Origin of the sequence: Streptomyces sp. NPDC015144, from assembly GCF_043079735.1 — a bacterium.
GTDB lineage: Bacteria > Actinomycetota > Actinomycetes > Streptomycetales > Streptomycetaceae > Streptomyces.
Window position 1 is genome coordinate 95078 of the sequence record NZ_JBIBUU010000019.1, and the last position, 25451, is coordinate 120528.

The 25451-nt window shown below is 71.4% G+C and carries 26 protein-coding genes; 12 read left to right on the forward strand and 14 right to left on the reverse strand.

The annotated features are described in order from the left end of the window. Positions 1-2: 2 nt before the first annotated feature. Entirely contained in the window at positions 3-920 is a 918-nt protein-coding gene (mqnP, locus tag ACF08W_RS27715) for a menaquinone biosynthesis prenyltransferase MqnP (protein WP_392280879.1), read from the reverse strand. Next, a complete protein-coding gene (locus ACF08W_RS27720; protein WP_366297587.1) occupies positions 917-2374 on the reverse strand; it encodes a menaquinone biosynthesis decarboxylase in 1458 nt (485 codons plus the stop codon). The genes mqnP and ACF08W_RS27720 overlap by 4 nt, the downstream gene beginning before the upstream one ends. A gap of 201 nt (positions 2375-2575) precedes the next feature. Between ACF08W_RS27720 and ACF08W_RS27725 the strand changes: the two genes are divergently transcribed. Continuing rightward, positions 2576-2971, forward strand: coding sequence for a PLD nuclease N-terminal domain-containing protein (locus ACF08W_RS27725; RefSeq protein WP_352278546.1), 396 nt, complete (start codon positions 2576-2578; stop codon positions 2969-2971). Here ACF08W_RS27725 and ACF08W_RS27730 read toward each other — a convergent pair whose 3' ends face one another. From ACF08W_RS27730 to hemL, 8 genes are all read right to left on the reverse strand, one after another. Beyond that, positions 2972-3511: an SRPBCC domain-containing protein gene (locus tag ACF08W_RS27730; protein ID WP_385214879.1), complete on the reverse strand. Its 540-nt coding sequence runs from the start codon at positions 3509-3511 to the stop codon at positions 2972-2974. Positions 3512-3595: 84 nt separating this feature from the next. Beyond that, positions 3596-4690, reverse strand: a complete 1095-nt coding sequence (ccsB, locus tag ACF08W_RS27735) for a c-type cytochrome biogenesis protein CcsB (RefSeq protein ID WP_392280880.1) — start codon at positions 4688-4690, stop codon at positions 3596-3598. Continuing rightward, positions 4687-6477, reverse strand: coding sequence for a cytochrome c biogenesis protein ResB (locus tag ACF08W_RS27740; RefSeq protein WP_392280881.1), 1791 nt, complete (start codon positions 6475-6477; stop codon positions 4687-4689). Before ACF08W_RS27740 ends, ccsB begins: the two co-directional genes overlap by 4 nt. Positions 6478-6482: 5 nt before the next feature. Further along, a complete protein-coding gene (locus ACF08W_RS27745) occupies positions 6483-7247 on the reverse strand; it encodes a cytochrome c biogenesis protein CcdA (RefSeq protein WP_352278540.1) in 765 nt (254 codons plus the stop codon). A 4-nt stretch (positions 7248-7251) separates the two neighbouring features. Further along, on the reverse strand, positions 7252-7863 hold the full coding sequence (locus ACF08W_RS27750; protein ID WP_392280882.1) for a TlpA family protein disulfide reductase: 612 nt from the start codon (positions 7861-7863) through the stop codon (positions 7252-7254). Positions 7864-7930: 67 nt separating this feature from the next. Beyond that, positions 7931-9181 carry a hypothetical protein gene (locus tag ACF08W_RS27755; protein ID WP_392280883.1) on the reverse strand — a complete coding sequence of 417 codons (1251 nt, stop codon included), beginning with the start codon at positions 9179-9181 and terminating at the stop codon, positions 7931-7933. Between the two features lie 311 nt (positions 9182-9492). Next, a complete protein-coding gene (locus tag ACF08W_RS27760; RefSeq protein ID WP_352278536.1) occupies positions 9493-10227 on the reverse strand; it encodes a histidine phosphatase family protein in 735 nt (244 codons plus the stop codon). After that, positions 10224-11540 carry a glutamate-1-semialdehyde 2,1-aminomutase gene (gene hemL / locus ACF08W_RS27765; RefSeq protein WP_392280884.1) on the reverse strand — a complete coding sequence of 439 codons (1317 nt, stop codon included), beginning with the start codon at positions 11538-11540 and terminating at the stop codon, positions 10224-10226. Before hemL ends, ACF08W_RS27760 begins: the two co-directional genes overlap by 4 nt. Positions 11541-11686: 146 nt before the next feature. Between hemL and ACF08W_RS27770 the strand changes: the two genes are divergently transcribed. Beyond that, on the forward strand, positions 11687-12277 hold the full coding sequence (locus tag ACF08W_RS27770; protein ID WP_352278533.1) for a hypothetical protein: 591 nt from the start codon (positions 11687-11689) through the stop codon (positions 12275-12277). Between the two features lie 129 nt (positions 12278-12406). On the opposite strand, the gene ACF08W_RS27775 is transcribed toward ACF08W_RS27770, so the two are convergent. After that, positions 12407-12961 (reverse strand): NAD(P)H-dependent oxidoreductase, encoded by a 555-nt coding sequence (locus tag ACF08W_RS27775; protein WP_352278532.1) that lies wholly within the window; start codon positions 12959-12961, stop codon positions 12407-12409. Between the two features lie 133 nt (positions 12962-13094). On the opposite strand from ACF08W_RS27775, the gene ACF08W_RS27780 reads away from it, so the two are divergent. From ACF08W_RS27780 to ACF08W_RS27800, 5 genes are all read left to right on the forward strand, one after another. Further along, positions 13095-13778, forward strand: coding sequence for a TetR/AcrR family transcriptional regulator (locus tag ACF08W_RS27780; protein WP_392280885.1), 684 nt, complete (start codon positions 13095-13097; stop codon positions 13776-13778). A gap of 121 nt (positions 13779-13899) precedes the next feature. Next, positions 13900-14910 carry an Acg family FMN-binding oxidoreductase gene (locus tag ACF08W_RS27785; RefSeq protein WP_392280886.1) on the forward strand — a complete coding sequence of 337 codons (1011 nt, stop codon included), beginning with the start codon at positions 13900-13902 and terminating at the stop codon, positions 14908-14910. Between the two features lie 37 nt (positions 14911-14947). Beyond that, the gene (locus ACF08W_RS27790) at positions 14948-15769 is read left to right on the forward strand and encodes a DUF6597 domain-containing transcriptional factor (protein ID WP_392280887.1); all 822 of its coding nucleotides are present in this window, start codon (positions 14948-14950) and stop codon (positions 15767-15769) included. A 116-nt stretch (positions 15770-15885) separates the two neighbouring features. Beyond that, the gene (locus tag ACF08W_RS27795; protein WP_385215024.1) at positions 15886-16740 is read left to right on the forward strand and encodes an SDR family oxidoreductase; all 855 of its coding nucleotides are present in this window, start codon (positions 15886-15888) and stop codon (positions 16738-16740) included. A gap of 73 nt (positions 16741-16813) precedes the next feature. Next, complete coding sequence (locus ACF08W_RS27800; RefSeq protein WP_392280888.1) at positions 16814-17554, forward strand: Mut7-C RNAse domain-containing protein; 741 nt, start codon at positions 16814-16816, stop codon at positions 17552-17554. 88 nt (positions 17555-17642) lie between these two features. Here ACF08W_RS27800 and ACF08W_RS27805 read toward each other — a convergent pair whose 3' ends face one another. Together ACF08W_RS27805 and ACF08W_RS27810 are read right to left on the reverse strand one after the other, a co-directional pair. Beyond that, on the reverse strand, positions 17643-18155 hold the full coding sequence (locus ACF08W_RS27805) for a MarR family winged helix-turn-helix transcriptional regulator (protein WP_392280889.1): 513 nt from the start codon (positions 18153-18155) through the stop codon (positions 17643-17645). Between the two features lie 86 nt (positions 18156-18241). Further along, positions 18242-18814, reverse strand: coding sequence for a TetR family transcriptional regulator (locus tag ACF08W_RS27810; protein WP_352278521.1), 573 nt, complete (start codon positions 18812-18814; stop codon positions 18242-18244). Between the two features lie 171 nt (positions 18815-18985). On the opposite strand from ACF08W_RS27810, the gene ACF08W_RS27815 reads away from it, so the two are divergent. The 3 genes from ACF08W_RS27815 to ACF08W_RS27825 all read left to right on the forward strand — a co-directional run bounded on the left by ACF08W_RS27815 (position 18986) and on the right by ACF08W_RS27825 (position 21855). Then, positions 18986-20464, forward strand: coding sequence for an FAD-dependent monooxygenase (locus ACF08W_RS27815; RefSeq protein ID WP_392280890.1), 1479 nt, complete (start codon positions 18986-18988; stop codon positions 20462-20464). Positions 20465-20674: 210 nt separating this feature from the next. Continuing rightward, a complete protein-coding gene (locus tag ACF08W_RS27820) occupies positions 20675-21010 on the forward strand; it encodes a YnfA family protein (RefSeq protein ID WP_352278517.1) in 336 nt (111 codons plus the stop codon). A gap of 86 nt (positions 21011-21096) precedes the next feature. After that, positions 21097-21855 (forward strand): SDR family NAD(P)-dependent oxidoreductase, encoded by a 759-nt coding sequence (locus ACF08W_RS27825; protein WP_385214917.1) that lies wholly within the window; start codon positions 21097-21099, stop codon positions 21853-21855. A gap of 205 nt (positions 21856-22060) precedes the next feature. Here ACF08W_RS27825 and ACF08W_RS27830 read toward each other — a convergent pair whose 3' ends face one another. Then, entirely contained in the window at positions 22061-23254 is a 1194-nt protein-coding gene (locus ACF08W_RS27830) for an RtcB family protein (protein ID WP_385214921.1), read from the reverse strand. A 170-nt stretch (positions 23255-23424) separates the two neighbouring features. Between ACF08W_RS27830 and ACF08W_RS27835 the strand changes: the two genes are divergently transcribed. Then, the gene (locus tag ACF08W_RS27835; protein ID WP_392280891.1) at positions 23425-24339 is read left to right on the forward strand and encodes a DUF3558 domain-containing protein; all 915 of its coding nucleotides are present in this window, start codon (positions 23425-23427) and stop codon (positions 24337-24339) included. 133 nt (positions 24340-24472) lie between these two features. Next, positions 24473-25378 (forward strand): DUF3558 domain-containing protein, encoded by a 906-nt coding sequence (locus ACF08W_RS27840; RefSeq protein WP_392280892.1) that lies wholly within the window; start codon positions 24473-24475, stop codon positions 25376-25378. Positions 25379-25451: the final 73 nt, after the last annotated feature.

A 25451-nucleotide genomic window follows, 5' to 3' on the forward strand; every position in this document is an offset into this window, starting at 1 on the left:
GGTCAGACCACCAGGCCCCGCACCACCAGGTCCAGCAGCGCGCAGGCGAAGAGCGCGATCCCGATGAAACCGTTGACCGAGAAGAACGCCCGGTTCAGCCGGGACAGATCGTGCGGGCGCACCACCCGGTGCTCGTAGACGAAGGCGACGGCCACGACCGCCATGCCGATCCAGTAGAACAGCCCGGCCCCGCTGGCCAGCCCGAACCAGACCAGCAGCCCGGTCGTGATCACGTGGCAGACCCGGGCGCCCCACAGCGCCGCCGGGACGCCGAACCGGGCCGGCACCGAGAGCACCCCGTGCGCCCGGTCGGCCTGGACGTCCTGGCAGGCGAAGATCAGGTCGAAGCCGCCGATCCAGACGCCGACCGCGAGCCCGAGGATCACCGCCTCCCACGACCAACTGCCGGTCACCGCCAGCCAGGCACCGATCGGCCCCATCGCCTGCGCGATCCCGAGGATGGCGTGCGGGTAGTGGGTGAACCGCTTCCCGTACGGATAGACCACCATCGGCACCACCGCGACCGGCGCCAGCGCCAGACAGAGCGGGTTCAGCAGTGCCGCCGCGCCCAGGAAGAAGACGACGGCGACGAGCGCCCCCGTCCACGCCGACCGCACCGAGACCGCGCCGGTGACCAGCTCCCGGCCGGCCGTGCGCGGGTTGCGCGCGTCGATCTCCCGGTCGATGATCCGGTTGGCGGCCATCGCGAAGGTCCGCAGCCCCACCATCGCGACGGTGACAAGGAGCAGCGTCACCCAGTGGATCGACCCGTCGTCCAGGAACATCGCGGTCAGCGCGGCGATGTACGCGAAGGGCAGCGCGAAGACCGAGTGCTCGATCATCACCAGCCGCAGGAACGCCTTGACCTTGCTGTTCGGCCGTACGGGCCCGCTGCCCAGTGCTGCTTCGGCGGCGCTCACAGTCCGTATTCCTTCCACCGGCGGTCGACCTTCGCCGCCGTCTCCGGGTCGGACTCGACCATCTCCGGCCAGCCCCCGTCCCGGGTGTAGCCCTCCTCGGGCCACTTGCGCGTCGCGTCGATGCCCGCCTTGCCGCCCCAGAACTGCTGGTAGGAGGCGTGGTCGAGGTGGTCGACGGGGCCCTCGGTGACCGTGAGGTCGCGCGCGTAGTCCGTGTTGCCCAGCGCCCGCCAGGCCACCTCGTGCAGGTCGTGGACGTCGCAGTCGGAGTCCACCACCACGATCAGCTTGGTCAGCGACATCATGTGCGCGCCCCAGATCGCGCTCATCACCTTCTGGGCGTGCTTCGGGTACTTCTTGTCGATCGAGACGATCGCGCAGTTGTGGAAGCCGCCCGCCTCCGGCAGGTGGTAGTCCACGATGTCCGGCACGATGATCTTGAGGAGCGGCAGGAAGAACCGCTCGGTGGCCCGCCCCAGCGGCCCGTCCTCGGTCGGCGGCCGGCCCACCACGATCGACTGGAGCAGCGGGCGCCGCCGCATGGTCACGCAGTCGATGGTCAGCGCGGGGAACGGTTCCTGCGGGGTGTAGAAGCCGGTGTGGTCGCCGAACGGCCCCTCGGGCAGCGTCTTCCCGGGCTCCAGCCACCCTTCCAGGACGACCTCCGCCTGCGCGGGCACCTGGAGCGGCACGGTCTTGCAGTCGACCATCTCGATCCGCTTGCCCTGGACGAACCCGGCGAAGAGGTACTCGTCGATGTCCCCGGGCAGCGGCGCGGTGGAGGCGTACGTCACCGAGGGCGGCGCCCCGAAGGCGATGGCGACCGGCAGCCGCTCACCGCGCCGGGCGGCGACCTGGTAGTGGTTGCGGCTGTCCTTGTGGATCTGCCAGTGCATGCCGATGGTGCGGCGGTCGTGGCGCTGGAGCCGGTACAGCCCCAGGTTGCGGATCCCGGTCTCCGGGTCCTTGGTGTGGGTGAGGCCCAGGTTGAAGAAGGAGCCGCCGTCCCCGGGCCAGGTGAAGAGCGCGGGCAGCTGGTCCAGGTCCACGTCGTCGCCGGTCAGGACCACCTCCTGGACCGGGGCGCTCTCCTGCTTCACCTTCTTCGGCGGCACGTGCACCATCGAGCCGAGCTTGCCGAAGGCCTCGCGGACGCCGACGAAGCCGTGCGGCAGCTCCGGCCTGAGCAACCCGCCGATCTTGTCGCTGATGTCGGCGTAGGACTTCAGCCCGAGCGCCTTGAGCAGCCGCCGGTCGGTCCCGAAGACGTTCATGGCCAGGGGCATCGAGGACCCCTTGACGTTCTCGAAGAGCAGGGCGGGTCCGCCCGCCTTGTTGACCCGGTCGACGATCTCGCCGACCTCCAGGTAGGGGTCGACCTCGGCCTTGATGCGCTTGAGATCGCCCTCGCGCTCCAGGGCCCGGAGGAGGGAACGAAGATCGTCGTAAGCCATGCCGTCCAGTCTGTCACCACCCCCGACGATCACACGGGGCACCCCGTCCGACACCGGGGCGGGTGGCCCTTGCGGGCGGGGCCGGGCGCGTCACCGAACGGTTCCACTCCGTTCGCCGCTGCATGTCAGAGGTACCGGTTACCCTGGCCCCACACCGGGGCGGGACATGCCCCGCCAAATCTCCGCAGGGGGACCTCCACCATGCTCCGGGCCCTGATCTATCTCCTGCCGCTGGCGCTGACGATCTACGCCTTCATCGACTGCCTCAACACCCCCGAGGACGAGGCCAAGCACCTGCCGAAGATCGCGTGGGTCTTCATCATCCTGCTGTTCTGGATCGTCGGCCCGATCGTCTGGCTGGCCGCCGGCAAGATGCGCACCGCGCCCGCCGGGGGCCGTACGCCCTCCGAGTGGCACCGCAACCACCGCTCGCAGTGGGTCGCACCGGACGACAACCCCGAGTTCCTCCAGACGCTGCGCGAGGAGAACAAGAAGGACGAGTCGCTCCTCAAGGACTGGGAGGCGGACCTGCGCCGCCGCGAGGAGGAGCTGAAGCGCCGGGAGAACGGCGGCAGCCCGAGCCCGTCCGCCGAGTAGTCACCGCCGGGCGGCGGCCCCGGTCGCGTACTCCTCGCGGAGGCCGGCCCAGCGCACCGGGGTCCATTTCGACCAGTCGGCCGGGGAGCCGTCCAGGGCGTCGGCCAGGTAGCGGAAGTGGTCGTGCCAGCTCGCCAGCCGGTCCAGGACGAGTTCGTCGTCGCCGGGGAACTCGTGGGTGAAGCGGAGCAGGACGTGGTCGCCGCGCGGCGGCTCCAGATGGAAGCGGATGCGGCCCGGCCGCCCCTCGAAGGTGTACTCGGCGACGCGCTCGACGTCCCAGGCGGTGACCGTGCCGGAGACGGCCGGGGCCCGGCCGGGGACGTCGGGGGTGAGCCGGTGGAGCGTGATCGCGCCGCCCACCCGGGGCTCGAAGGGGTCGGCGGCGGCCAGCCAGCCCGGCAGACCCTCGGAACTGGCAACGGCTGCCCACACCCGGGGAACGGGGTGGGGCAGCCGGAGCGTGAACCTCAGGACGTGCTGGTCGTCGCCGCGGGTCTCGCTGGTACCGGGCTCGATGACGGGGGTGGCATCGGTCATGGTTCCAGCGTGACCCGGCGGTGCCCGATCCGCACCCGTGCGGATCGGGGCCGTACGGATCTACGGATCGGGCCGTGCGGCGGGTCAGACCCCGGCGTAGGAGTGCTTGCCGGTGACGAAGATGTTCACGCCGTAGTAGTTGAAGAGCCAGCAGCCGAAGGCGATCAGCGCCAGGTAGGCGGCCTTGCGGCCCTTCCAGCCGGCGGTGGCGCGGGCGTGCAGGTAGCAGGCGTACGCGACCCAGGTGATGAAGGACCAGACCTCCTTGGGGTCCCAGCCCCAGTAGCGGCCCCAGGCGTCACCGGCCCAGATGGCGCCCGCGATGATCGTGAACGTCCAGAGCGGGAAGACGGCCGCGTTGATCCGGTACGAGAACTTGTCGAGCGAGGCGGCGGCGGGCAGCCGGGACAGCACCGACTGGGCGAAGGAGCTGGGCTCCTCGCCGCGCGCGAGCTTGCTCTCGTAGCTGTCGCGGAACAGGTAGAGCAGGGTGCCGACCGCGCCGATGTAGAAGACGGCACCGCAGAGGATGGCGGTGGAGACGTGGATCCACAGCCAGTACGAGTGCAGCGCGGGCACCAGCTGGTCGCTGGCGGTGTAGAGCACCGTGGTCGCGATGCCGAGGTCCAGCAGGACGGTGGTGACCAGCGCCAGCCCCATCCAGCGGACGTTCTTCTTCAGCCCGAGCAGGACCAGGTACGTGCCGACCGCCACCGTGGAGAAGGTGATGGAGAACTCGTACATGTTGCCCCAGGGGGCCCGCTGGACGGAGAGCGCGCGGGTGAGCACCCCGCCGGCCTCCACCAGGAAGGCGACCACGGTCAGGGCGACCGCGATCCGCCCGTACAGGTCGCCCTTGAACGTGCCGCCGGCCGCGCCGGGCCCGTCCGGCACGTCGCGGGAACCGGCCGCCGCGCGCGTGACGATCTTCGGGCGGTCGAGTACGGCGGTGCCGCCGCCCTTCTGAGCGACCTGCACCTTCACCGAACCGGCGGCACCGGCCCCGGCTCCGGCCCCGGTCAGCGCGGCGGCGGTACGGCCCACCTTGCTGCGGCTGCCGAACACCCACTCCGCGATGTGCGCGAAGAAGGCCAGGGTGTAGACGGCCATGGACGAATAGATCAGCACATTGCTGGTGTGCGCCAGGTTCTCGTTGGTGGCAGCGGCGGCGAGATTCACTTCTCAGCCCCTTCGGCAGGTTCTACGGGGGGTTCTTCGGACGCGTCGGTCTTCCCGGCGGCGTCCGAACCGGCATCGGCGGACGGGTCGGCATCGGAATCGGGGGACGGGTCGGGCACGGTCGGTGCCGACCCGACGAGGGTGACCGCGAGGTCGGCCAGTTCCTCGGGGAGCCTGGCGGACTCGCTGCGGCCGAGCCCCGCCATCTCGACGACCGTGACACCGTCGGCACCGGTGACCGCCCGCACCCAGACCCGGCGCCGCTGGATGAACAGCGAGCCCGCGAGCCCGGCGATCGCGGCGACGGCCCCGGTGAGCGCCCAGCCGCTGGCCGGCTGCTTCGAGATCTGGAAGCTGGCCCACTCGTCGACGCCCTCGAAGGTGATGGAGCCCCCGTCGGGAAGCTTCATCGTCTCGCCGGCCAGCAGCCGCTGCTTGAGCGGCTTGCCGTCGGCGCCCTTGAAGGCCGTCATCTTGGACTTGTCGAGCTGGTACACGTTCTGCGGCAGCCCGGAGTCCACGCCCAGGCTGCCCCAGAAGCCGTTGAGGGCGAGCACGGGGAAGTCGGGGGCCGGGAACTGCGAGAACATCGTGCCCTTGCCGGCCCCCGCGAAGGTCGGCACGAAGAACGCCTGGAAGCCCAGCTGGATCTTCTTGCCGTTCTTGTCGCGGTACCCGTCCATCACCTTGATCGCCCCGGACGAGGTCACGTTGGCGTCCATCGGCAGGAGCGGCACCGCGTTGCGGTAGACCTCCTTGCCGGAGGGGTCCTTCACGGAGACGACGGGCGCGTAGCCGTGCGCGTTGAGGTAGACCTTGGTGCCGTCGATCTCCAGGGGATCGTTGACCCGGATGACCGTCTTCTTCGGCTTGCCGTACGCGCCTTCCTCGTACGTCACATGGGCCTCGTAGGTACGGGGCGTGCCGCGCTGGGGGCCGCTGCGCTCGTACGTGCCGATGAACTTGTCGAGCGTGAAGCTGAACGGGGTGAGGGAGTCCTCGTCGAAGAGCGAGCCGGACTTGAAGTCGTCGTACTGCGGTTTCGTGTTGGCGAAACCGTCGCCCTGGACGATCAGCTTGGCGCCCTCGGACTTGAAGAGCTGCCCGTACGCGAAGGCGACCAGCATCACGATCAGGGCGACGTGGAAGACCAGGTTCCCGGCCTCGCGCAGATAGCCCTTCTCCGCGGCGACCGCGTCGCCCACCGTGTGCGCACGGAAGCGGCGCTTCCGCATCGCCGCGAGGGCGGCCGCGCGGACCTCCTCGGGCTCGGCGGCGGTGCGCCAGGTGGTGTACGCGGGGAGACGGTTCAGCCGCTTGGGGGCGCCGGGCGGGCGGCCGCGGAGCTGGCCGACGAACTGGCCGGTGCGCGGCACGATGCAGCCGATGAGCGAGACGAACAGCAGGATGTAGATCGCGGAGAACCACACCGAGCTGTAGACGTCGAAGAACTGCAGCTTCTCGTAGATCGGCGAGACGGTGGTGTGGAGCCTCTTGAAGTTCTCCACCTTCAGCTGGTCCACGCTGTTCTGCGGGATCAGCGAGCCGGGGATGGCGCCGAGCGACAGCAGGAACAGCAGGATCAGCGCGACCCGCATCGAGGTGAGCTGGCGCCAGAACCAGCGGATCCAGCCGACGACGCCCATCGCGGGCAGGCTCGCCGGACTCTCCTCGCTGGGGGCGGTGGAGAGCCGGGAACCGGCGGCGCCCAGCTCGGCGGGGGTGTCCTCCGCCTCGTCGGGCCGCTCGCGCCCGGGGGCGGAGGGAGTGGACTTGGTGTTGCTCATGGAACTCAGATCCCCACCGTGAAACCGCTGGACCAGCTCTGTACCTGCTGCATCATCGTGTCCCAGACCCCGGTGAGCAGCAGCAGACCGGTCACGATCATCATTCCTCCGCCGATCCGCATCACCCAGGCGTAGTGCTTCTTGACCCAGCCGAACGCGCCGAGCGCCTTGCGGAAGGCGATGGCGGTGAGGACGAAGGGGATGCCGAGGCCGAGGCAGTACGCGACGGTCAGTATCGCCCCGCGCCCGGCGGTGCCCTGGTCCATCGCGAGGAGGCTCACCGAGCTGAGCGTCGGGCCCAGGCACGGGGTCCAGCCGATCCCGAAGAGGGCGCCCAGCACGGGGGCGCCCGCCAGTCCGGTGACCGGCCGTCTGTGGATGCGGAACTCGCGCTGGGTCATCCAGGGCATCAGCCCCATGAAGAACACGCCCATCAGGATCATCAGCACGCCGAGGATCTTGGTGAGGATGTCGCCGTGCTCCTGGAGGGTCTGGCCGAAGAAGCCGAAGAGCGCGCCGCCGGAGACGAAGACGGCGGTGAAGCCGAGCACGAAGAGCGAGGCGCCCGCGACCATCCGGCCGCGCCGGGCCCGCGCCAGGTCGGTGCCGCTGACGCCGGTGACGTAGCTGAGGTAACCGGGTACGAGCGGCAGCACGCACGGCGAGAAGAACGAGACCAGCCCGCCGAGCACGGCGACCGGCAGGGCGACGAGAAGCGCCCCGCTCTTCACGGTCTCGTTCTCGCCCACGAGCGCGGCAAGGGTGTGCACGGGATCACTTCTCCGCGATCAGCGGGTCGATCATCTTGTGCAGGCCCTCGGCGTCGAGCGCGACCAGCGAGCGCGCGGCGATCTTCCCGTCCCGGTCCAGGACCACGGTCGAGGGGATGGCCTGCGGCCGGAGCGTGCCCTTGGGGAAGCGGAGCAGGAGCTTCCCGACCGGGTCGAAGAGGCTCGGGTAGGTGACGCCGTAGTCCTTCTCGAAGCTGATCGCGGGGCCCTTCTGGGCGTCGCGCGTGTTGATGCCGACGAACTGGACGTCCTTGTCGGCGGTCTCCTTCGCGACCCGGGAGAAGTACTGCGCCTCCAGACGGCACGGCCCGCACCAGGAGCCCCACATGTTGAGCACGACGACCTTGCCCTTGTAGTCGGACACGTCGAGCTGCTTGCCGTCGAGGGTCTCTCCGTCGAGCTTCGGGGCGTCCTTGCGCTCGCCCTTGGCCACGGTCGAGATGCCGCCGGTGCCGGTGACGAAGTTCGTGTTGCCGCCGCCGCCGGCCTGGGCGCCGTCACCGCCGCACGCCGTCAGCGTGAGGGCGAGGGCGGCGACCGCCGCGGGGGCGGCGAGCAGGGTGAAGCGGCGTCGGGGTGCGCGGCCATGGCTCATGTGAAAAGTTTCGCATGGCGCATTCGATGATCTCTGGCACCCCCCTCGGTGCCCGTAAAGCCCGTTGTCAGGCTTGTTTAAAGAAGCCGTTCCAGCCGCCCGAGGGCTCCTCCCCGACCCCCAGCGTACGGAGCTTGTCGAGGACTTCGGGGGTCTGTACGTCGAGCCAGTCGACGAACTGACGGAACGAGACCAGCCGCACGTCCGGCTTTCCGGCGATTTTCTTCAGCACTTCTTCGACGGCGTCCATGTAGATACCGCCGTTCCACTCCTCGAAGTGGTTTCCGATGAAGAAGGGGGCGCGATTCGTGGAGTACGCGCGATTGAATCCGGCGAGGTACGACCCGGTCGCCTGTTCGCGCCAGGCGGGATAGCGCGACGGCATTCCCTTGGTCGTATTCAGCGACTGGTTGGCGAGGATGTTGTAGTCCATCGAGAGGACCTCGAAGGTGTGCCCGGGGAACGGCATCGCCTGGAGCGGCAGATCCCATACGCCGTCCCGCTTCCGGGGCCAGACCTGGGTGCCGCCCGGGGAGCTGGCGTCGTAGCGCCAGCCGAGCCGGCGCGCGGTGGGCAGCAGGTTCTCCTGTCCGAGCAGGCAGGGGGTGCGGCCGCCGATCAGTTCCTTGCGGTAGTCGAAAGGCAGCGGTTCGAGGTCGGTCCAGCCGGTGTTCGTCCGCCATTCGGTGACGAAGGAGACCGCCTGGTCGATTTCGCTCTGCCATTGGGCGGGGGTCCAGTTCGCCACCGATCCGGAACCGCCGCAGAAATGACCGTTGAAATGGGTGCCGATCTCATGCCCGTCGAGCCACGCCTGACGGACGTTGTTCAGCGTGTCCTTGATGTGGTCGTCATTGAGATATCCGATGTCCGAGGCGCCGACCCGATTGTTCGGCGGCCGGTACAGGGACTTCTTCGACTCGGGCAGCAGATAGAGGCCGGACAGGAAGAAGGTCATCGCCGCACCGTGGTTCTTGGCGAGTTCCAGAAAGCGCGGGAAGAGCCCGTTGCCGACCTCGCCCGCGCCGTCCCAGGAGAAGACCACGAACTGCGGGGGCGTCTGCCCGGGTTCGAGCGGGACGGGCTCGGCGGGCTGGTGCGGCTGCTTCCCGGTGTCGGCGGTGGAACCGTCGCCGATCTTCCGGACGTCCTTCTTCGCGGGTCCGGTGCCCCGCCCGCCTCCGTCCGTGCCCTGTTTCCCCGTGCCCCCCGAACGGCTGCCGCCCGAAGAACCGAAGGTTCCGCACCCCGCCACCCCGACGGCTGCGGCGGCCCCGAGGCCCGCCCCGAGCAGCCCCCTTCGGCTGATGTCACGCATAACTACCCCATTTGCGGTCGTTTTGCCTCATGTCCATACAAACTGGCGAAGTCTTAGATGAGGAAAACGGCACGGGGGTTCCGCGAGCTAGCACATATTTCTGCACACGACCAGACTCCGGACGTGCTCGAACTCAAGTCTTAGCAGGTGATGGCGACGATACGAGCACCACGCGGACGGCGGAAAAAGACGATCGCCGGACGGGTGGATGAACCACACCGTCCGGCGATCCGACCGTTCCGGGAACGGTCCTCGGTCCGACTGCTCCGGGGAGAGCCCTCGGTTCGACTGCTCCCGTCCCGGGAGAGGTCTCAGGCGCCGAACGCCTTCGACTTGCCCTTCACCGGCTTCGCGCCGGCCAGCAGATGGGCCGGCACCAGGTCGCGCGCCGGTTCCGTGTAGCCGACCGAGACGATCTTGTCGCCCCGGTACGTGAAGCTGGTCAGCGAGGCCAGGGTGCACTGCCGCTTGCGCGGGTCGTGCCAGAGCCTCCGCCGCTCGACGAAGCTCCGGACGATCCAGATCGGCAGCTGGTGGCTGACGCAGACCGCCTCGTGGCCGCGCGCGGCGTCGCGCGCCGCGTCCAGCGCGCCCATCATCCGGACGACCTGCTCGATGTACGGCTCGCCCCAGGACGGCCGGAACGGGTTGGTCAGGTGCTTCCAGTTGTCCGGCTTGCGCAGCGCGCCGTCTCCGACGCCGAAGGTCTTGCCCTCGAAGACGTTGGCGGCCTCGATCAGACGCTCGTCGGTGGCCAGCTCCAGGTCGTGCGTCTTGGCGATCGGCGTGGCCGTCTCCTGGGCGCGCTCCAGCGGGGAGGCGACGACATGGGTGATGTCGCGGCCCGCCAGGTGCTCGGCGACCCGGTCGGCCATCCGGCGGCCGAGCTCGGAGAGGTGGTAGCCGGGGCGGCGCCCGTAGAGCACGCCCTCCGGGTTGTGCACCTCGCCGTGGCGCATCAGGTGGACGACGGTGATGTCCGCGCCGTCCTTGTCCTTGCGGCCCGTGCCCTCGGCGGGGCCGGTGTTCCCGCTGGTCTCGCTCATGCGGTGGCCTCCGAGGCGGCGCGGGCGGCGGCGGGCAGGGCGGCGGCGATCCGCTCGACGGCCTGCGTGTCGTGGGCGGTGGAGACGAACCAGGACTCGAAGGCCGAGGGCGGCAGGTAGACGCCCTGGGACAGCATCGAGTGGAAGAAGGCGGTGAAGCGGAAAGCTTCCTGCTGCTTCGCCTGGTCGTAGTTCCGCACCGGGCGGTCGGTGAAGAAGACGGAGAACATGTTGCTCGCCGCCTGCACGGTGTGCGCCACGCCCTCCTTGGTCAGCGCCTCGCCGACCAGGGCGCGGATCTCCGCGGAGACCGCGTCGACCTTCGCGTACGCCGCGTCGTCCAGCAGCCGGAGCTGGGCGAGGCCGGCGGCGGTGGCGATCGGGTTCCCGGAGAGGGTGCCCGCCTGGTAGACGGGGCCGGCCGGGGCGAGGTGCGCCATCACGTCGGCGCGCCCGCCGAAGGCCGCGGCCGGGAAGCCGCCGCCCATGACCTTGCCGAAGGTCATCAGGTCGGGCCGCACCCCGTCGACGCCGTACCAACCGGCCTTCGAGGTACGGAAACCGGTCATGACCTCGTCGGAGATGTACAGCGCGCCGTTGGCTGAGCAGAGCTCCTTGAGCCCGGCGTTGAAGCCGTCCAGCGGCGGTACGACGCCCATGTTGCCCGGCGACGCCTCGGTGATCACACAGGCGATCTCGCCGGGGTGCGCGGCGAACGCCTCGCGGACCGCGTCCAGGTCGTTGTACGGCAGCACGATCGTGTCGCCGGCCTGGGCGCCGGTGACCCCCGGCGTGTCCGGGAGGCCGAAGGTGGCGACCCCGGACCCGGCGGCGGCCAGCAGCGCGTCCACGTGGCCGTGGTAGCAGCCGGCGAACTTCACCACCTTGGCCCGGCCGGTGAACCCGCGGGCGAGCCGGATCGCCGACATGGTCGCCTCGGTGCCGGACGACACCAGCCGCACCTGCTCCACCGGCTCGATCCGGGCCACGATCTCCTCGGCGAGCGCGACCTCGCCCTCCCCCGGCGTACCGAACGAGGTGCCGCGGGCCACCGCCTCCTGCACCGCGGCGATGACCTCGGGGTGGGAGTGGCCGAGGATCATCGGCCCCCACGAGCACACGAGGTCGACGTACTCGCGTCCGTCGGCGTCGGTGAGGTACGGGCCGCGGCCGGACACCATGAAGCGGGGCGTACCGCCCACGGCCCGGAAAGCGCGTACGGGAGAGTTCACGCCTCCGGGCGTCACGAGGGACGCGCGGTCGAAAAGCGTCTGCGAAACTGGGGCGTCATAGGGAAAGCTCACACAAGCCATGGTGTCAGAGCCTCGGACGGACTCGCGGACAGGTGTTTCACCGGACGCCCGCGGGGGAGGTCACTGACACGATGATCGGGTTGCGCGGCGGGCGCCGCGGCTGCTCAGCGGCCGTTGCTCCTCAGTAGTAGTCGGGTGGATGAGATATGCATCGCGGTGGCGGAGCGGGCGAGGGGACCGGCGGCCCGGGGTCCGAGCCTGCCCGGCGGGGTCGGCACCGGCGTGAGGCGGGGCGCGAGAAGGGCGTACGAGCCGGGGGTGCGCAGAGCGGCGAGTCCGGGATCGGGAGTGGTGGCCGGATGGGGGTGACCTACAAGTACTTCGGCGCGCCGGACGGGGCGACCGCGGCGCGGGTGCCCATTTCGATGCGCCCCGAGGAGCTGGGCGGCGACGAGCTGGGCATGGGCGGCATGTTCACCAAGATCAAGCCCGAGACGGTGGCGGCGATGGTCCTCACCGGCATACAGGGCATACCGCTGCACAAGGTCCCCCCGCTCGAACTGGTGGTGCTGCACCCCGACTACGCGGTGGTCAAGCTTCCGATGACGGTGGTCGACCCGCTGCGCGGCGTCGGCGAGGAGTCGGTGGGCGCGGCGGCGTTCATCTGGTCCACGGTCCCGGACCGCGGCGGCCCGCGCGACGCATTCAACGTCTACCGGCTGCTCCACGAGTGGCAGGACTTCTCGCACCGGCTGCACGACGCGGGCCACCAGGCGTACTGCCTGGTCTGGCCCTGATCCCGCCCCGTCGCGGCCCGGTACGGGGGCGGCGGGTCCCCGGACATGCCGAAGGCGGCGCGGGCCTGGTGCCCGCGCCGCCTTCGCGCGTACGGTCCCGGCCTCGTCCGGCCGGGTGCGCCCCTGCGATCAGGCGGCGGTGGTGGCCGCGCCGACCTTCGCGATGACCTCGGCGATCGCGGTGGCGACCTCGGCGTCGTCGGCCGGGTGGATCTCGGCGAAGCGGGTCACGGAGCCGGGGATGGACAGCTTGACGTCCTCCAGGACCACGGCACCGGCGATACCGGCCGACTTGCGGGCGTCGTCCTGCGCCCAGACGCCGCCGTACTGGCCGAAGGCGGTGCCGACCACGGCGACCGGCTTGCCGGAGAGGGCGCCGGCGCCGAACGGGCGGGACAGCCAGTCGATGGCGTTCTTCAGCACGGCGGGCATGGTGCCGTTGTACTCGGGCGAGAAGAGCAGGAACGCGTCGGCGCCCGCGGCCGCCTCGCGCAGCCGGGCCGCCGCGGCCGGGACGCCGCCCTCGACGTCGATGTCCTCGTTGTAGAAGGGCACGTCGGCGAGGCCCTCGTAGATCTCGATCGAGGCGCCCTCGGGGGCGTGCTTGGCCGCGGCCTCGGCGAGCTGGCGGTTGTGCGAGCCGGCGCGGAGGCTGCCGACGAGAGCGAGGATGCGTACGGACATGAGGAACTCCCGGGGCGGAGTAGTGACGGGCATGAAAAGAAGAACTCAGAAGAGCGGACCGAGGTCCGTTTAAAGTTGTACCACCTAACCGGACCGTGGTCCATTTTCCTTCATCTGGCGTTACGCTGAGTTCATGAACGGCCCCGTTGAGCCTCTCCCCCAGCCGCCCGACCCCGCCCTTCGGGCCCTCCCGCCCCTCCTCCCGGACGCGCCGGACGGGACCCGGAGGAACCTCCTGATCGCGGACGAGCCCCCGCTGCGGGCCGACGCCGCGCGCAACCGCACCCTGCTGCTCGACGCCGCCTCCCGGCTGCTGTCCTGCTGCGGGGCGGCGGAGCTGACCATGGATTCGGTGGCCGCCGAGGCGGGCGTGGGCAAGGGGACCGTCTTCCGGCGCTTCGGCGACCGGGCCGGCCTCCTGATCGCCCTGCTGGACCACCGGGAGAAGCAGTTCCAGGCCGCGTTCCTCTCCGGCCCGCCCCCGCTGGGCCCCGGCGCCCCCGCGGTGGAGCGGCTGCACGCCTTCGGCCCCGCCGTGCTGCGCCACGAGCGCGACCACCACCCGCTGATCCTGGCCAGCCGGACCGACCCGCTGCGCGCCTACGCCGTCCCGGCGTACCGGCTGCGCGTCAACCACGTCGCCATGCTGCTGCGACAGGCGCAGGCGCCCGGCGATCCGGAGCTGCTCGCCCACACCCTGCTCGGCTCCGTCGAGGCGGCCCTCGTCCACCACTTCACGGTCGACCGGGGCCTGCCGCCGGAGCACCTGGAGGACGGCTGGCACCACCTGGTCGACCGGCTCACCGCGCGGGCGTAGACCGGGACCGGCCGGGCAGTGGCGCGCAAGCCACGCCTTCGGGTCGAGGGCCGGATATCGCCCTGGCCGGAGTTGATCCATGCTGGAGGGACATCGACAGTTCCCGAGCCCCGGGGGTCCGATGACCGTCCAGACGCCCACCGACGCGACGGTGACCGACCTGGTGGCCGACGCCACCACCGCGCCGTCCATGCACAATGCCCAGCCCTGGCGCTTCCGCTACGGGCGCGGCAGCGGCACCCTCGGCCTGTACGCCGACTTCGAGCGCCGGCTCCCGGAGGCCGACCCCGCCAACCGCGCCCTGCACGTGGGCTGCGGCTCCGCCCTGCTGAACCTGCGGGTCTCCGCCGCCCACCACGGACTGGACGCGGCCGTCACCCTGCTGCCGCAGCCGGCGGACCCGACGCTGCTCGCCTCCGTACGCCTCTCCGCGCCCCCGGCGCACGACGGCGCTCCCGGCGATCCGGACGGCGCCGCGCTCGGGGCGCTGTATCCGGCCGTCGCGAAGCGGCACACCAGCCGGTACCCCTTCGACGACCAGCCGGTCCCCGACGGTGTCCGCGCCCGCCTCGTCGACGCGGCCCGCGCCGAGGGCGCCGAGCTGGTCTTCCTGGCCGAGCCGCATCTGGAGACCGTGCTCGACCTGATCCGGGACGCCGAGGGCTACGACCGGGGCGACCCCGCGCGGGAGGCCGAGCAGGAGCGCTGGGCCCGGTACTCGAAGACCGACGCGCCGGTCGACGGCGTCCCCGACTACGCCTTCGGCCCCCGCGACGCCGCCGAGCGGGCCACCAACCGTGACTTCGCGGGCGGCAGGCCCGTCCCCGGCCGGGCCCGCGTCCTGTTCGAGCGCAACCCCCAGCTCGCCCTGCTGAGCACGTCGGACGACCGCCCGGCGGACTGGCTCCGGGCCGGTCAGGCGCTGGAGCGGGTCCTGCTCGTCGCCACGCTCGACGAGGTGTCCACCTCCTTCGCCAACCAGCCCCTCGAATGGCCGGATCTGCGCTGGGTCCTGCGCGATCCGGTGCACGGTTCGGGCAACCCCCAGATGATCATCCGCCTGGGCTACGGACCCACCGGCCCACGCACCCCGCGCCGCGCACTGGAACGGGTACTCACGTTCGAGTCGTAGCCCGTGGATCGCCTCGGAACAGCCTAGGATCGCCGCCATGGCAGCTCCCCGACGCGACACCCGGGGCATCGTCGACGCCCCCGAACTCTTCGCCCAGGTGCGTTTCCGCCGCCGCGAACCCGCCGTCGAGCTGCGCCCCTACTTGGAGCACTACTGGCTGATGGACTGGGACCTGTCCGAGCCGTACGCCTCCCACCTCGTGCCGCACCCGTCCGTCAACCTGGTCTTCCAGCGGTACTCCGACGACGCCGGGGAGGAGGGCCCGGCGTTCGCGGAGGTCTCGGGGATCGGGCTGGGGCTCTTCACCCAGAAGCTGGCGGGCCGGGGGCGGGTCTGCGGGGTGCAGTTCCGGCCCGGCGGGTTCCGGCCGTTCGCGCCGGGGCGGCCGGTCTCGCGGTGGACGGGGCTGCGGCTTCCCGTCGCCGAGGTGTTCGACCCGCCCGCCCCGGCGTCGGCGGTCCTGGACCCGGCGGAGGAGGACGCGCGGGTCGCGGCGCTCGACCGGTACCTTCTGGCGCTCGGCCCGGAGCCGGACCCGCAGGCCGTGCGCGCGATGGCGCTGGTGGACCTGGTCCGTACGGACCGGACGGTGCGCCGGGTCGGCGAACTGGCCCGCGCCGAGGGGCTCTCGTCCCGCTCGCTCCAGCGGCTCTTCGCCACGTACGTGGGCGTCGGCCCCAAGTGGGTGATCCTCCGCTACCGCATCCACGAAGCGCTGGAGCGGGCCACGACGGACCGGCAGGTGGACTGGGCGGCGCTCGCCGCCGAGCTCGGCTACAGCGACCAGGCCCACCTGATCAGGGACTTCACCTCCACCGTCGGCGCGCCGCCGACCGCCTTCGCCCCGCGCCCCTCCTGAAACCGGGTTGACGGCCCCGTACCCCCTGCGGAACATTCATCTGCGTCACGCAGATTATTTAGCGAAGAAGATATGTGCGCACCCTCGAAATGCGCACACCGTCGAAGGAGTTCCCCATGCACACCCTGGTCACCGGATGCCGCGGCCGTGTCGGCTCCGCGCTCGTCCCGCTGCTGCTCCGCGACGGCCACACCGTCCGCGCGGCCTCCCGCACCCCCGAGGGGCTCACGGCCACGGCCGCCGCGCTGCCCGAAGGCGTCCCGGTCGTCACCTGCGACCTCTCCGATCCGGCCACCTTCGAGGCCGCTCTCGACGGGGTCGACTCCGTGTTCCTGTACGCCGAGCCGGCCGGGATCGACGCCTTCCTCGACGCGGCACGGGCCGCCGGGGTCGGCCACATCGTGCTGCTCTCCTCCGGCTCCGTCCTCGCCCCGGACCCGGAGGGGAACCCGATCGCCGCCTCCCACCACGCCGTGGAGCAGGCGCTGCTCGCCTCGCCGATCACCGCGACCCTGCTCCGCCCCGACGCCTTCGCCAGCAACGCGTACCAGTGGGCGGAGTCGGTACGGGCCCACGGCTCCGTCGACCTCCCGTACCCCAACAGCCACAGCAGCCCCATCGACAGCGAGGACATCGCCGAGGCCGCCCTCGCCGTCCTCACCGACGCCCGGCTGCGGGGCGGCGCGTACCACCTGACCGGCCCCGCATCGCTCACCGCCGCCGAGCAGGTCGGCCTGGTGGCGGCGGCGGCCGGGCGGCCCGTCACGGTCAACACCGTGTCCCCGGGGGACTGGAAGAAGGCCCTGTCGGCCCATCTGCCCGCGCCGTTCGCCGATGCGCTGCTCGCGTACGCGGCCGCCTCGGACGGCGTCCCGGCCGCGGTGACCGACGGGGTCGAGAGGCTGACCGGGCATCCCGCCCGCACCTTCGCCGCCTGGGCCGCGAAGCACGCCGCCGCCTTCCGCCCCTGAGCTCCCCCACGCCCCCGGTCCGCCGGGGCGAATCCGTTGGCCGCCCCGGACCCGCCGATGACATCCTGACCTGGTGAACGGACCCGAGATCCACCTCGAAGTAGCTCCTGAACTGCGGCTGTTCGTCGCGCACGAACGCCGCCTCGGGCGCACGGCCGTGACGACCGACGGCGCCTCCACGCTCGGCCATGTCGTGGAATCGCTCGGCATCCCGCTCACCGAGGCCGGGCAGATCCTGGTCGACGGCCGGCCCACGCCCGTCTCGCACATCCCGGCGGCGGGCGAGACGGTCGAGGTCCGGGCCGTCGAGCGCCCCCAGCGGGTCCCGGGCGCCCCGCTGCGGTTCCTGCTCGACGTCCATCTCGGCACGCTGGCCCGGCGGCTGCGGCTGCTGGGCGTCGACGCGGCGTACGAGAGCGAGGACATCGGCGATCCGGCGCTGGCCGCCCGCTCCGCGCGGGAACGGCGCGTCCTGCTCTCCCGGGACCGCGGACTGCTGCACCGACGGGAGATCTGGGCCGGGGCGTACGTGTACAGCGACCGGCCTGACGACCAACTCCGCGACGTGCTCGGCCGGTTCGCGCCGCACCTCGCCCCGTGGACCAGGTGCACCGCCTGCAACGGCCCGCTGAAGACCGCCGACAAGGACTCGGTCAGCGGCCGGCTGGAGCACGGCACGCGAAGCTCGTACGACGTCTTCGCGCAGTGCACCGAGTGCGAACGGGTTTACTGGCGGGGCGCCCACCACTCCCGCCTGGAGGCGATCGTCACGGAGGCGATGGCCGAGTTCGGCCCCGGGCGGCTCCAGAGCTGAGCTTCATGGACTGGCGTTCAGAGGCTGAAGGTCTTCGGAGCCGGGCTTCAGGGGCTGAGCTTCAGGGGCGCCGCTTCGGAGCCGGGCTTCAGGGGCGGTGGGCCGTTGTGGCGTCCCGCGCGCCGTCGTCCGCGCGCAGGGCCTCGGCTTGGTCGGCGCTCAGCTCGACCGTGCGCCGCATGTGCGTGATGAGGAGCGCCAGTTCGTCGTCGTCGTACGCGTCGAACATGGCCGCCCACGCGCCGTTCAGCCGCCGCCACACCGCGCCGACCTCCGCCATCCGCTCCGGCACGGGCGTGACGAGCACCCGTCGGCGGTCGACGGTGTCCCGCGCGCGCGTGACGTACCCGCCGCGCTCCAGGCGGTCGACCAGCCGGGTCGCCGAGCCCGTGGTCAGACCGGTCAGCTCCGCGATCCGGCCGGTGGTGACCGGCGCCGCTTCCAGGCCGAGCAGGTTGAGGCACTGGAGGTCGGTCGGATGGAGCCGCAAATGGTCGGCGACGGCCTGGTTGAAGAGCGCGTACGCGGCCATGTAGCGGCGCGACTCGACGGTCAGCTCGGCCATCAGCGCACTGCGACCGGGCCGGGACTTCTGCGGCATGCGGAGAGTGTACGAAGCGGACGGACCCCGTCCGGCGTCCCTCCGCGCGCCCTTCCCCGCTCCCGCGCCGCCCTGCCCGCGTTCCGTCACGGCGATTCGGCGGTGAGGTAGCGCTGGACGGTGGGCGCGAGCCAGGCGATCACCTCCTCGCGCGACATCTCGACGGCGGGGGCGATGCGCAGCACGTACCGCGTGAGCGCCATCCCCAGTATCTGCGAGGCGACGAGCGCGGCACGGCCCTCCGCCTCGGCCGGGACGGGGCAGACCCCGGCCGTGACCGTACCGATCTGTTCGGTGAAGATCTGTCTCACCCGCTCCGCGCCCGCCTCGTTGGTCACCCCGACGCGGAGCATGGCCGTGAGCACCTCGTCGCCCTCCCAGCGGTCCAGGAAATGGCCGACGAGGACGGCGCCGACGTGCTTGGCCGGCAGTGATCCGAGCGGGGGCAGCCGCAACTCGATCGCGGAGGCGGCGACGAACAGCGCCTCCTTGTTGCCGAAGTAGCGCATGACCATCGACGGGTCGATGCTCGCGTCCCTGGCGATGGCCCGGATGGTGGCGCGCTCGTACCCGTCGGCGGCGAACCGCTCTCTCGCGGCCCGCAGGATCGCGGCCTTGGTGGCGTCCGAGCGCCGGAGCGCGGTGGCGGGTTCTGTCATGCCAACAAATGTAGGCCAACAAGCGTTGACATGCCAGAGGCCGCGGTTCTACCGTTGATGCCAACAGGTGTTGACCAACGTTTGTTGGCACGCGGTTCCCGGTCGGTCGGCGTCCCACCTCGGCGCCCGGCGCCGGAGGCCGATGCCGCCGTACGGGCCCAGGAGGCAGTCATGACCACCACCCCGAGCACCGCACCCGCAGCAGCACCCACCCCCGAGACCACCGGCACCATCGTCGTGGGCGCGGGCCCCACCGGCCTGCTGCTCGCGGGGGATCTCGCCGCCCGGGGCGTCTCCGTCACGCTCGTGGAGCGCCGCCCGCGCCGGACGAGCAACCTGACCCGCGCCTTCGGGGTGCACGCCCGCACGCTCGAACTGCTCGACGGCCGGGGCCTGGCCGACGAACTGCTCGCCACGGGCACCACGCGCGCCTCACTGGACTTCTTCGGCGCGCTCTCGCTCGACCTCGGGCGGCTGCGCACCCGCTTCCCCTACATCCTGATCACGCCGCAGTACGAGGTGGAGCGGGTGCTGGAGCGCCGGGCCCGCGAGGCCGGTGTCGACTTCCGCTACGGGGAGGAGCTGACCGGCCTCCGGCAGGACCCCGCCGGGGAGTCCGTCACGGCCGAGCTGCGCGGGGCGGACGGCGCCCGTTCGTCCCTCACGGCCCGCTATCTCGTCGGTGCGGACGGGATGCGCAGCGCGGTGCGCCGGGAGCTCGGGCTTCCCTTCCCGGGGAAGTCCGTGATCCGGTCGATGGCGCTCGCCGACGTCCGGCTCACGGGCGAGCCGCCCAACCTCCTCGCGGTCTACGGCGAGGGGGACGCCTTCGCCTTCTTCGCCCCCTTCGGCGACGGCTGGTACCGCGTGATGGCGTGGAGCCGCACCCATCAGGCGGCCGACGGCGAGCCGATCGATCTCGAAGAGGTGCGCGCGATCACGCGCGCCGCCGTCGGCACCGACTACGGCATGCACGACGCCCGCTGGGTCTCCCGCTTCCACAGCGACGAGCGGCAGGTGCCGTCGTACCGGACCGGCCGGGTCTTCCTCGCCGGGGACGCCGCGCATGTTCACTCCCCCGCGGGCGGCCAGGGCATGAACACCGGCCTCCAGGACGCGGCCAACCTCTCCTGGAAGCTCGCCGCCGTGCTCCAGGGCCACACCACCGCCCCGGAGGCCCTCCTCGACAGCTACCACGCCGAACGGCACCCGGTCGGCACGGCCGTGCTCCGCTCCAGCGGCGCGCTCGTCCGGCTCGCCATGGCCCGCAGCCCGCTCCAGCGCTCGGTCAGGAACGTCGCCGCGAAGACGCTGTCCCGGTGCCGGCCCGCCGCCGACAGGACCATAGGGATGGTCTCGGGCATCGCGATCTCCTACCGGGCCCCGCTCGGAGCGCACCCCCTCACCGGGAAGCGCGCCCCGGATTTGGGGCTGCGGGAGGGCCGCCTGTACGAGCTGCTGCGCGAGGGCTCCTTCGTCCTGGTCGCCCCCGCCGGTACGGACACCCTGGCCGGGTCGCCGGTCCCCCTGGTGCGCGCCCATTGGCGCGACGGGCGCACCACCGCCCTGCTCGTCCGCCCCGACGGCTACATCGCGTGGGCGAGCGACCGCCCCGACCCGGCGGCGCTCCGGGCCGCGGTCGCCCGATGAGCCCGCGCCGGGGACGGGGCCGGGCGGATCCGCGCCGGAGGGCCGGAGCGTGGGCGCGGGTCCGTGCCGGGCCGTTCCGGGCACGTCCGCGCCAGGAACCGGGGCCCGCGCGAGCAGGGCCGCGCCGGGAGCCGGGGCCCGCGCCGGAGCAGAGGTCCGAGCCAGGGCCTTGCGGGCGGGGCCGCGCCGGGGCCGTGAAACGCTGGCCCCATGACCGTGACCCGATCCGTCGCCCTCTTCGTCGTCGCCGCGCTCTTCGAGATCGGGGGCGCCTGGCTGGTCTGGCAGGGCGTGCGTGAGCACCGGGGATGGATCTGGATCGGGGCGGGCGTGCTGGCGCTGGGCGCGTACGGCTTCGTCGCCACGCTCCAGCCGGACGGTGATTTCGGCCGCATCCTGGCCGCCTACGGCGGTGTGTTCGTGGCCGGATCGATCGCCTGGGGCATGGTCGCCGACGGCTACCGCCCCGACCGGTGGGACGTGATCGGCGCGCTGGTCTGCCTGGCCGGAATGGCCGTGATCATGTACGCCCCGCGCGACCACTGAACGGGCCGGGGCACGCCCCGGGGTGGCGCGTACCCTCGCCTGCCTATCCTGGGCCCGTACCGACCAGCTGCCCGAGGAGTCCCGTCATGGCCGCCACCCCGATCGCCGTCGTCACCGGAGCGAGCAGCGGCATCGGCGCCGCGACCGCCCGGCAGCTGGCCGCGGCCGGTTACCGCGTCGTGCTGACCGCGCGCCGCAAGGACCGCATCGAGGCGCTCGCCGCCGAGATCAACGAAGCGGGGCACCAGGCGACGGCCTACCCGCTGGATGTGACGGACCGCGCCGCGGTCGACGAGTTCGCGACGGCGTTCCGTTCGCTCGCCGTGCTCGTCAACAACGCGGGCGGCGCGCTCGGGGCCGACCCGGTCGCCACCGGCGACCCCGCCGACTGGCGTCAGATGTACGAGACCAACGTCATCGGCACGCTCAACGTCACCCAGGCCCTGCTGCCCGCCCTCACCGCGAGCGGGGACGGCACGGTCGTGATCCTCTCGTCCACCGCGGGCCTCGGCACGTACGAGGGCGGCGGCGGGTACGTGGCCGCCAAGCACGGGGAGCACGTCCTGGCCGAGACGCTCCGCCTGGAGATCGTCGGCACCCCGGTCCGCGTCATCGAGGTCGCCCCCGGCATGGTCAGGACCGAGGAGTTCGCCACCACCCGCTTCCGCGGCGACACCGAGAAGGCCGCCAAGGTGTACGCGGGCGTCGACGCCCCGCTCACCGCCGACGACGTGGCCGACACCATCACCTGGGCGGTCACCCGGCCCAGCCACGTGAACATCGACCTCCTGGTGGTCCGCCCCCGGGCCCAGGCTTCCAACTCCAAGGTCCACCGCACCGCCTGATCACCTGCCCGCCGGACACACCTTCGACGGGCAGGCGACCGGAAACGGCCAAGCAAGCGGGAACGGGAACGGGCAGAACGGACGGAAACGGGCAGCGGGAAGGGCCCCGGACACACCACCCGTGGTCCAGGGCCCTTCCGTCCAGCCGTGCGCGAAGGAGGCAAGAGAGGTCCAAGAGGTCCACCGGGGACGCTCTGCCTCGGCCTCAGCCCTTCACGCACACGATCTGCTTGAGCTTGGCGACGACCTCCACCAGGTCCCGCTGCTGCTCGATGACCTGCTCGATCGGCTTGTACGCCGCCGGGATCTCGTCCACGACACCGGAGTCCTTGCGGCACTCCACGCCCCGCGTCTGGTCCTCCAGGTCCTTCGTCGAGAAACGCCGCTTCGCCGCGTTCCGGCTCATCCGGCGCCCGGCGCCGTGCGAGGCCGAGTTGAACGACTTCTCGTTCCCGAGCCCCTTCACGATGTACGAGCCGGTGCCCATCGAGCCCGGGATGATCCCGAAGTCCCCGGAACCGGCGCGGATCGCGCCCTTCCGCGTGACCAGCAGGTCCATGCCGTCGTACCGCTCCTCCGACACGTAGTTGTGGTGGCAGGAGATGACCGGCTCGAAGGTGACCTTCGCCTTCCTGAACTCCTTGCGGACCACGTTCTGGAAGAGCGCCATCATGATCGCCCGGTTGTGCTTCGCGTACTCCTGCGCCCAGAACAGATCGTTCCGGTACGCCGCCATCTGCGGGGTGTCCGCGATGAAGACGGCGAGGTCGCGGTCGATCAGATCCTGGTTGTGCGGCAGCCTCTGCGCCTCCCCGATGTGGAAGTCGGCCAGTTCCTTGCCGATGTTCCGCGATCCGGAGTGCAGCATCAGCCAGACCGAGCCCGACTCGTCGAGGCAGAACTCGATGAAGTGGTTGCCCGAGCCGAGCGTTCCCATCTGCTTCGTGGCACGTTCCTGACGGAACCGGACCGCTTCAGCGACCCCGTCGAACCGTGTCCAGAAGTCGTCCCAGCCGGGCGCCCGGAAGCCGTACAGCCGGTCGGGGTCCACGGCGTCGTCGTGCATGCCGCGGCCCACCGGGATCGCCTGCTCGATCTGCGACCGCAGCCGGGACAGGTCGCCCGGCAGGTCGTTGGCGGTCAGCGAGGTCTTCACCGCCGACATCCCGCAGCCGATGTCCACCCCGACCGCCGCCGGGCAGACCGCGCCGTGCATCGCGATCACCGAACCGACCGTCGCCCCCTTGCCGAAGTGCACGTCCGGCATGACGGCGAGGCCCTTGATCCACGGCAGCGTCGCCACATTGCGCAGCTGTCGCATCGCCGCGTCCTCGACCGAGGCCGGGTCCGCCCACATACGGATGGGGACCTGGGCCCCCTCCATCTCCACATACGACATAGTCCCTCGATTCCCCCGAAAAGTCTGATAGCGCAAAACCGGTGCCAAGGTCGGCAAATGAGTCGGCCAACCGGCATCCACGGCGGCGCGTGCGATACACATTGTCTCCATCGGCCGCCATCGGGCGGCAACCGTTTTTCGCACGAAGGGAGCCCAGGACCGTGCGACGAATGGCCTACGCGACCGGCACCGCGCTGCTGGCAGCGCTCGTCGTCGGCTGCAGCGCCGACTCCGGAGCCGATGGTTCCGCGGCCGACGGCAAGTCCGGCGAGACCACCGTCGCCGCCGCGGCCCCCGGCAAGTACCGCACTCTCCCCGAGGCATGCGGCTCCGTCACGGTGTCCGCGCTGAAGGACCTCCTCCCGGGCACCGCCGACCTCCCCGAGGACCAGCAGAAGAAGGTGTACGCGGGCACCGCCGCCGTCACCTACAACACCGAACGCCGGGTCGGCTGCAGCTGGAAGTCGGACACCTCCACCGCGGCGCACACGCTGAAGATCGACTTCGAGCGGGTCGTGTCCTACGACCCCGCGGTGAGCGACGACGACCGCGCCCTGGAGGTGTACACGAAGAAGGAGACCGCGGCGGGACTCTCCCCCGCCTCCTCCTCCGCGAGCCCCGACAGCGCGGAGGGCGACGGCACGGGCGACGGCACGAAGAACACGGACAAGCCGGGCTCCAAAGGCGGCGGCTCCAAGGGCTCCGACGCCGAGGACTCCGACACCGGCTCGGGCCCCTCCTCGCACGCCCTGGCCACCTCCGCGACCGCGAGCGCCGACCCGGACTCCACCGCCACGGACGGGGCCGACACCGACGGGACCGACGCGGACGGAACCGACACGGACCTCCGTCCCCGGCTCCTCGACGGCCTCGGCGACAGCGCGTTCCTGAACGACCGGCTCACCCACTCCGGCTCCGCCGCCCAGCACCGCACCGTGAGCGTGGTATTTCGCACATCGAACGTCGTCGTGACGATCGAGTACACCGAGCAGCCGACCGTCTCCACCGTCGTCCCCGACAGCGCGGAACTGCAGGAGAAGGCCCAGGCACTGGCCCGGAACCTGGTCGAGAAGTTCAGCGAATGACCCCGCCCCCGGCGCCCCCGGCATCCGCCGGTCCGGGCCGCCGGGACCTCCGGTCCGGACTCCGCCCGGCCCCGGTCCGTCGTACCGTGGCCCTCCGGACCGCCCGCACCCGCGTCATCCCAGTGAAGGAACCATGCACCGTTCAGCTCCGCGACTCGCCCGCATACTCGCCTGCGCCGCCGTTCCGGTGATGCTCGTCGTCGCCGGCTGCTCGTCGGACTCCGGCGACAAGGACAAGGACAAGGGCAAGGAGGGGGCGGGTTCGTCCGCTTCCGCGTCGCCGGGCGGGAGCGAGAAGACGGAGCCGACCGTCGAACCCGCCAAGTTCGCCTCGCTGCCCAACCCGTGCAAGACGGTCACCAAGAAGACGATCACGTCGCTGGTCCCCTCGGCGAAGAGCAAGAACGGCACCGCCGCCACCTCCAGCGACACCTCGTCCCGCGCCGGCTGCTCCTGGAACGGCCTGGACGACAACGGGGTGAAGGGCTCCCAGTACCGCTGGCTCGACATCGGCCTCACCCGCTTCGACTCCGACCAGGCCCTCGGCAGCGGCGCCGACCGCGCCCAGCAGGACTTCACCAAGCAGGTCACCAAGACGAAGACGGCCGAGGGCGCCAAGAAGGTCGCCGAGAAGTCCGTCAGCGGCATCGGTGAACAGGCGACCCTGGTCACCTACGACCTCACCAAGACGAAGGAAGACTTCAAGTACGCGACGGTCGTGGCCCGGACCGGCAACGTCGTCATCACCCTCACCTACAACGGTGCCGGGTACGCGGGCGCGAAGACCCCCGCCGCCGACGACATCGCCAAGGGCGCCGAGCGGGCCGCCAAGGACGCGGTGGCCGCCATCGCCGCCGGTACGGACGCGGGCACGGGCACGGACAAGCCGAGCGAGAAGGCCGACGACAAGAGCGGCGACAAGTCCAAGGACGCGGACAAGTCCACGGACAAGGACACGGCCAAGGACAAGGACACGGCCAAGTCGGACGACACCAAGAAGTCCGGCAGCGGCGCCTCGCTGGAGAAGACGACCAACTAGGCGATATCGCCCGTACGACGAAGCCCGGTGCTCCCCGCGAGTACCGGGCTTCGCCCCTCCCCGCGCAACGCGC

Bases quoted from the DNA above. Each gene is read 5' to 3' on its own strand.
- ACF08W_RS27810 (WP_352278521.1), bottom strand. From the start codon at position 18,814: ATGACAGAACCCGCCACCGCGCTCCGGCGCTCGGACGCCACCAAGGCC.
- ACF08W_RS27780 (WP_392280885.1), top strand. From the start codon at position 13,095: ATGAACGGCCCCGTTGAGCCTCTCCCCCAGCCGCCCGACCCCGCCCTT.
- ACF08W_RS27805 (WP_392280889.1), bottom strand. From the start codon at position 18,155: ATGCCGCAGAAGTCCCGGCCCGGTCGCAGTGCGCTGATGGCCGAGCTG.
- ACF08W_RS27785 (WP_392280886.1), top strand. From the start codon at position 13,900: ATGACCGTCCAGACGCCCACCGACGCGACGGTGACCGACCTGGTGGCC.
- ACF08W_RS27815 (WP_392280890.1), top strand. From the start codon at position 18,986: ATGACCACCACCCCGAGCACCGCACCCGCAGCAGCACCCACCCCCGAG.
- ACF08W_RS27835 (WP_392280891.1), top strand. From the start codon at position 23,425: ATGGCCTACGCGACCGGCACCGCGCTGCTGGCAGCGCTCGTCGTCGGC.
- ACF08W_RS27725 (WP_352278546.1), top strand. From the start codon at position 2,576: ATGCTCCGGGCCCTGATCTATCTCCTGCCGCTGGCGCTGACGATCTAC.
- ACF08W_RS27755 (WP_392280883.1), bottom strand. From the start codon at position 9,181: ATGCGTGACATCAGCCGAAGGGGGCTGCTCGGGGCGGGCCTCGGGGCC.
- ACF08W_RS27830 (WP_385214921.1), bottom strand. From the start codon at position 23,254: ATGTCGTATGTGGAGATGGAGGGGGCCCAGGTCCCCATCCGTATGTGG.
- ACF08W_RS27740 (WP_392280881.1), bottom strand. From the start codon at position 6,477: ATGAGCAACACCAAGTCCACTCCCTCCGCCCCCGGGCGCGAGCGGCCC.
- ACF08W_RS27820 (WP_352278517.1), top strand. From the start codon at position 20,675: ATGACCGTGACCCGATCCGTCGCCCTCTTCGTCGTCGCCGCGCTCTTC.
- ACF08W_RS27730 (WP_385214879.1), bottom strand. From the start codon at position 3,511: ATGACCGATGCCACCCCCGTCATCGAGCCCGGTACCAGCGAGACCCGC.
- ACF08W_RS27790 (WP_392280887.1), top strand. From the start codon at position 14,948: ATGGCAGCTCCCCGACGCGACACCCGGGGCATCGTCGACGCCCCCGAA.
- hemL (WP_392280884.1), bottom strand. From the start codon at position 11,540: ATGGCTTGTGTGAGCTTTCCCTATGACGCCCCAGTTTCGCAGACGCTT.
- ACF08W_RS27770 (WP_352278533.1), top strand. From the start codon at position 11,687: ATGCATCGCGGTGGCGGAGCGGGCGAGGGGACCGGCGGCCCGGGGTCC.
- ACF08W_RS27825 (WP_385214917.1), top strand. From the start codon at position 21,097: ATGGCCGCCACCCCGATCGCCGTCGTCACCGGAGCGAGCAGCGGCATC.
- ACF08W_RS27795 (WP_385215024.1), top strand. From the start codon at position 15,886: ATGCACACCCTGGTCACCGGATGCCGCGGCCGTGTCGGCTCCGCGCTC.
- ACF08W_RS27760 (WP_352278536.1), bottom strand. From the start codon at position 10,227: ATGAGCGAGACCAGCGGGAACACCGGCCCCGCCGAGGGCACGGGCCGC.
- ACF08W_RS27750 (WP_392280882.1), bottom strand. From the start codon at position 7,863: ATGAGCCATGGCCGCGCACCCCGACGCCGCTTCACCCTGCTCGCCGCC.
- ACF08W_RS27840 (WP_392280892.1), top strand. From the start codon at position 24,473: ATGCACCGTTCAGCTCCGCGACTCGCCCGCATACTCGCCTGCGCCGCC.
- ACF08W_RS27720 (WP_366297587.1), bottom strand. From the start codon at position 2,374: ATGGCTTACGACGATCTTCGTTCCCTCCTCCGGGCCCTGGAGCGCGAG.
- ACF08W_RS27775 (WP_352278532.1), bottom strand. From the start codon at position 12,961: ATGTCCGTACGCATCCTCGCTCTCGTCGGCAGCCTCCGCGCCGGCTCG.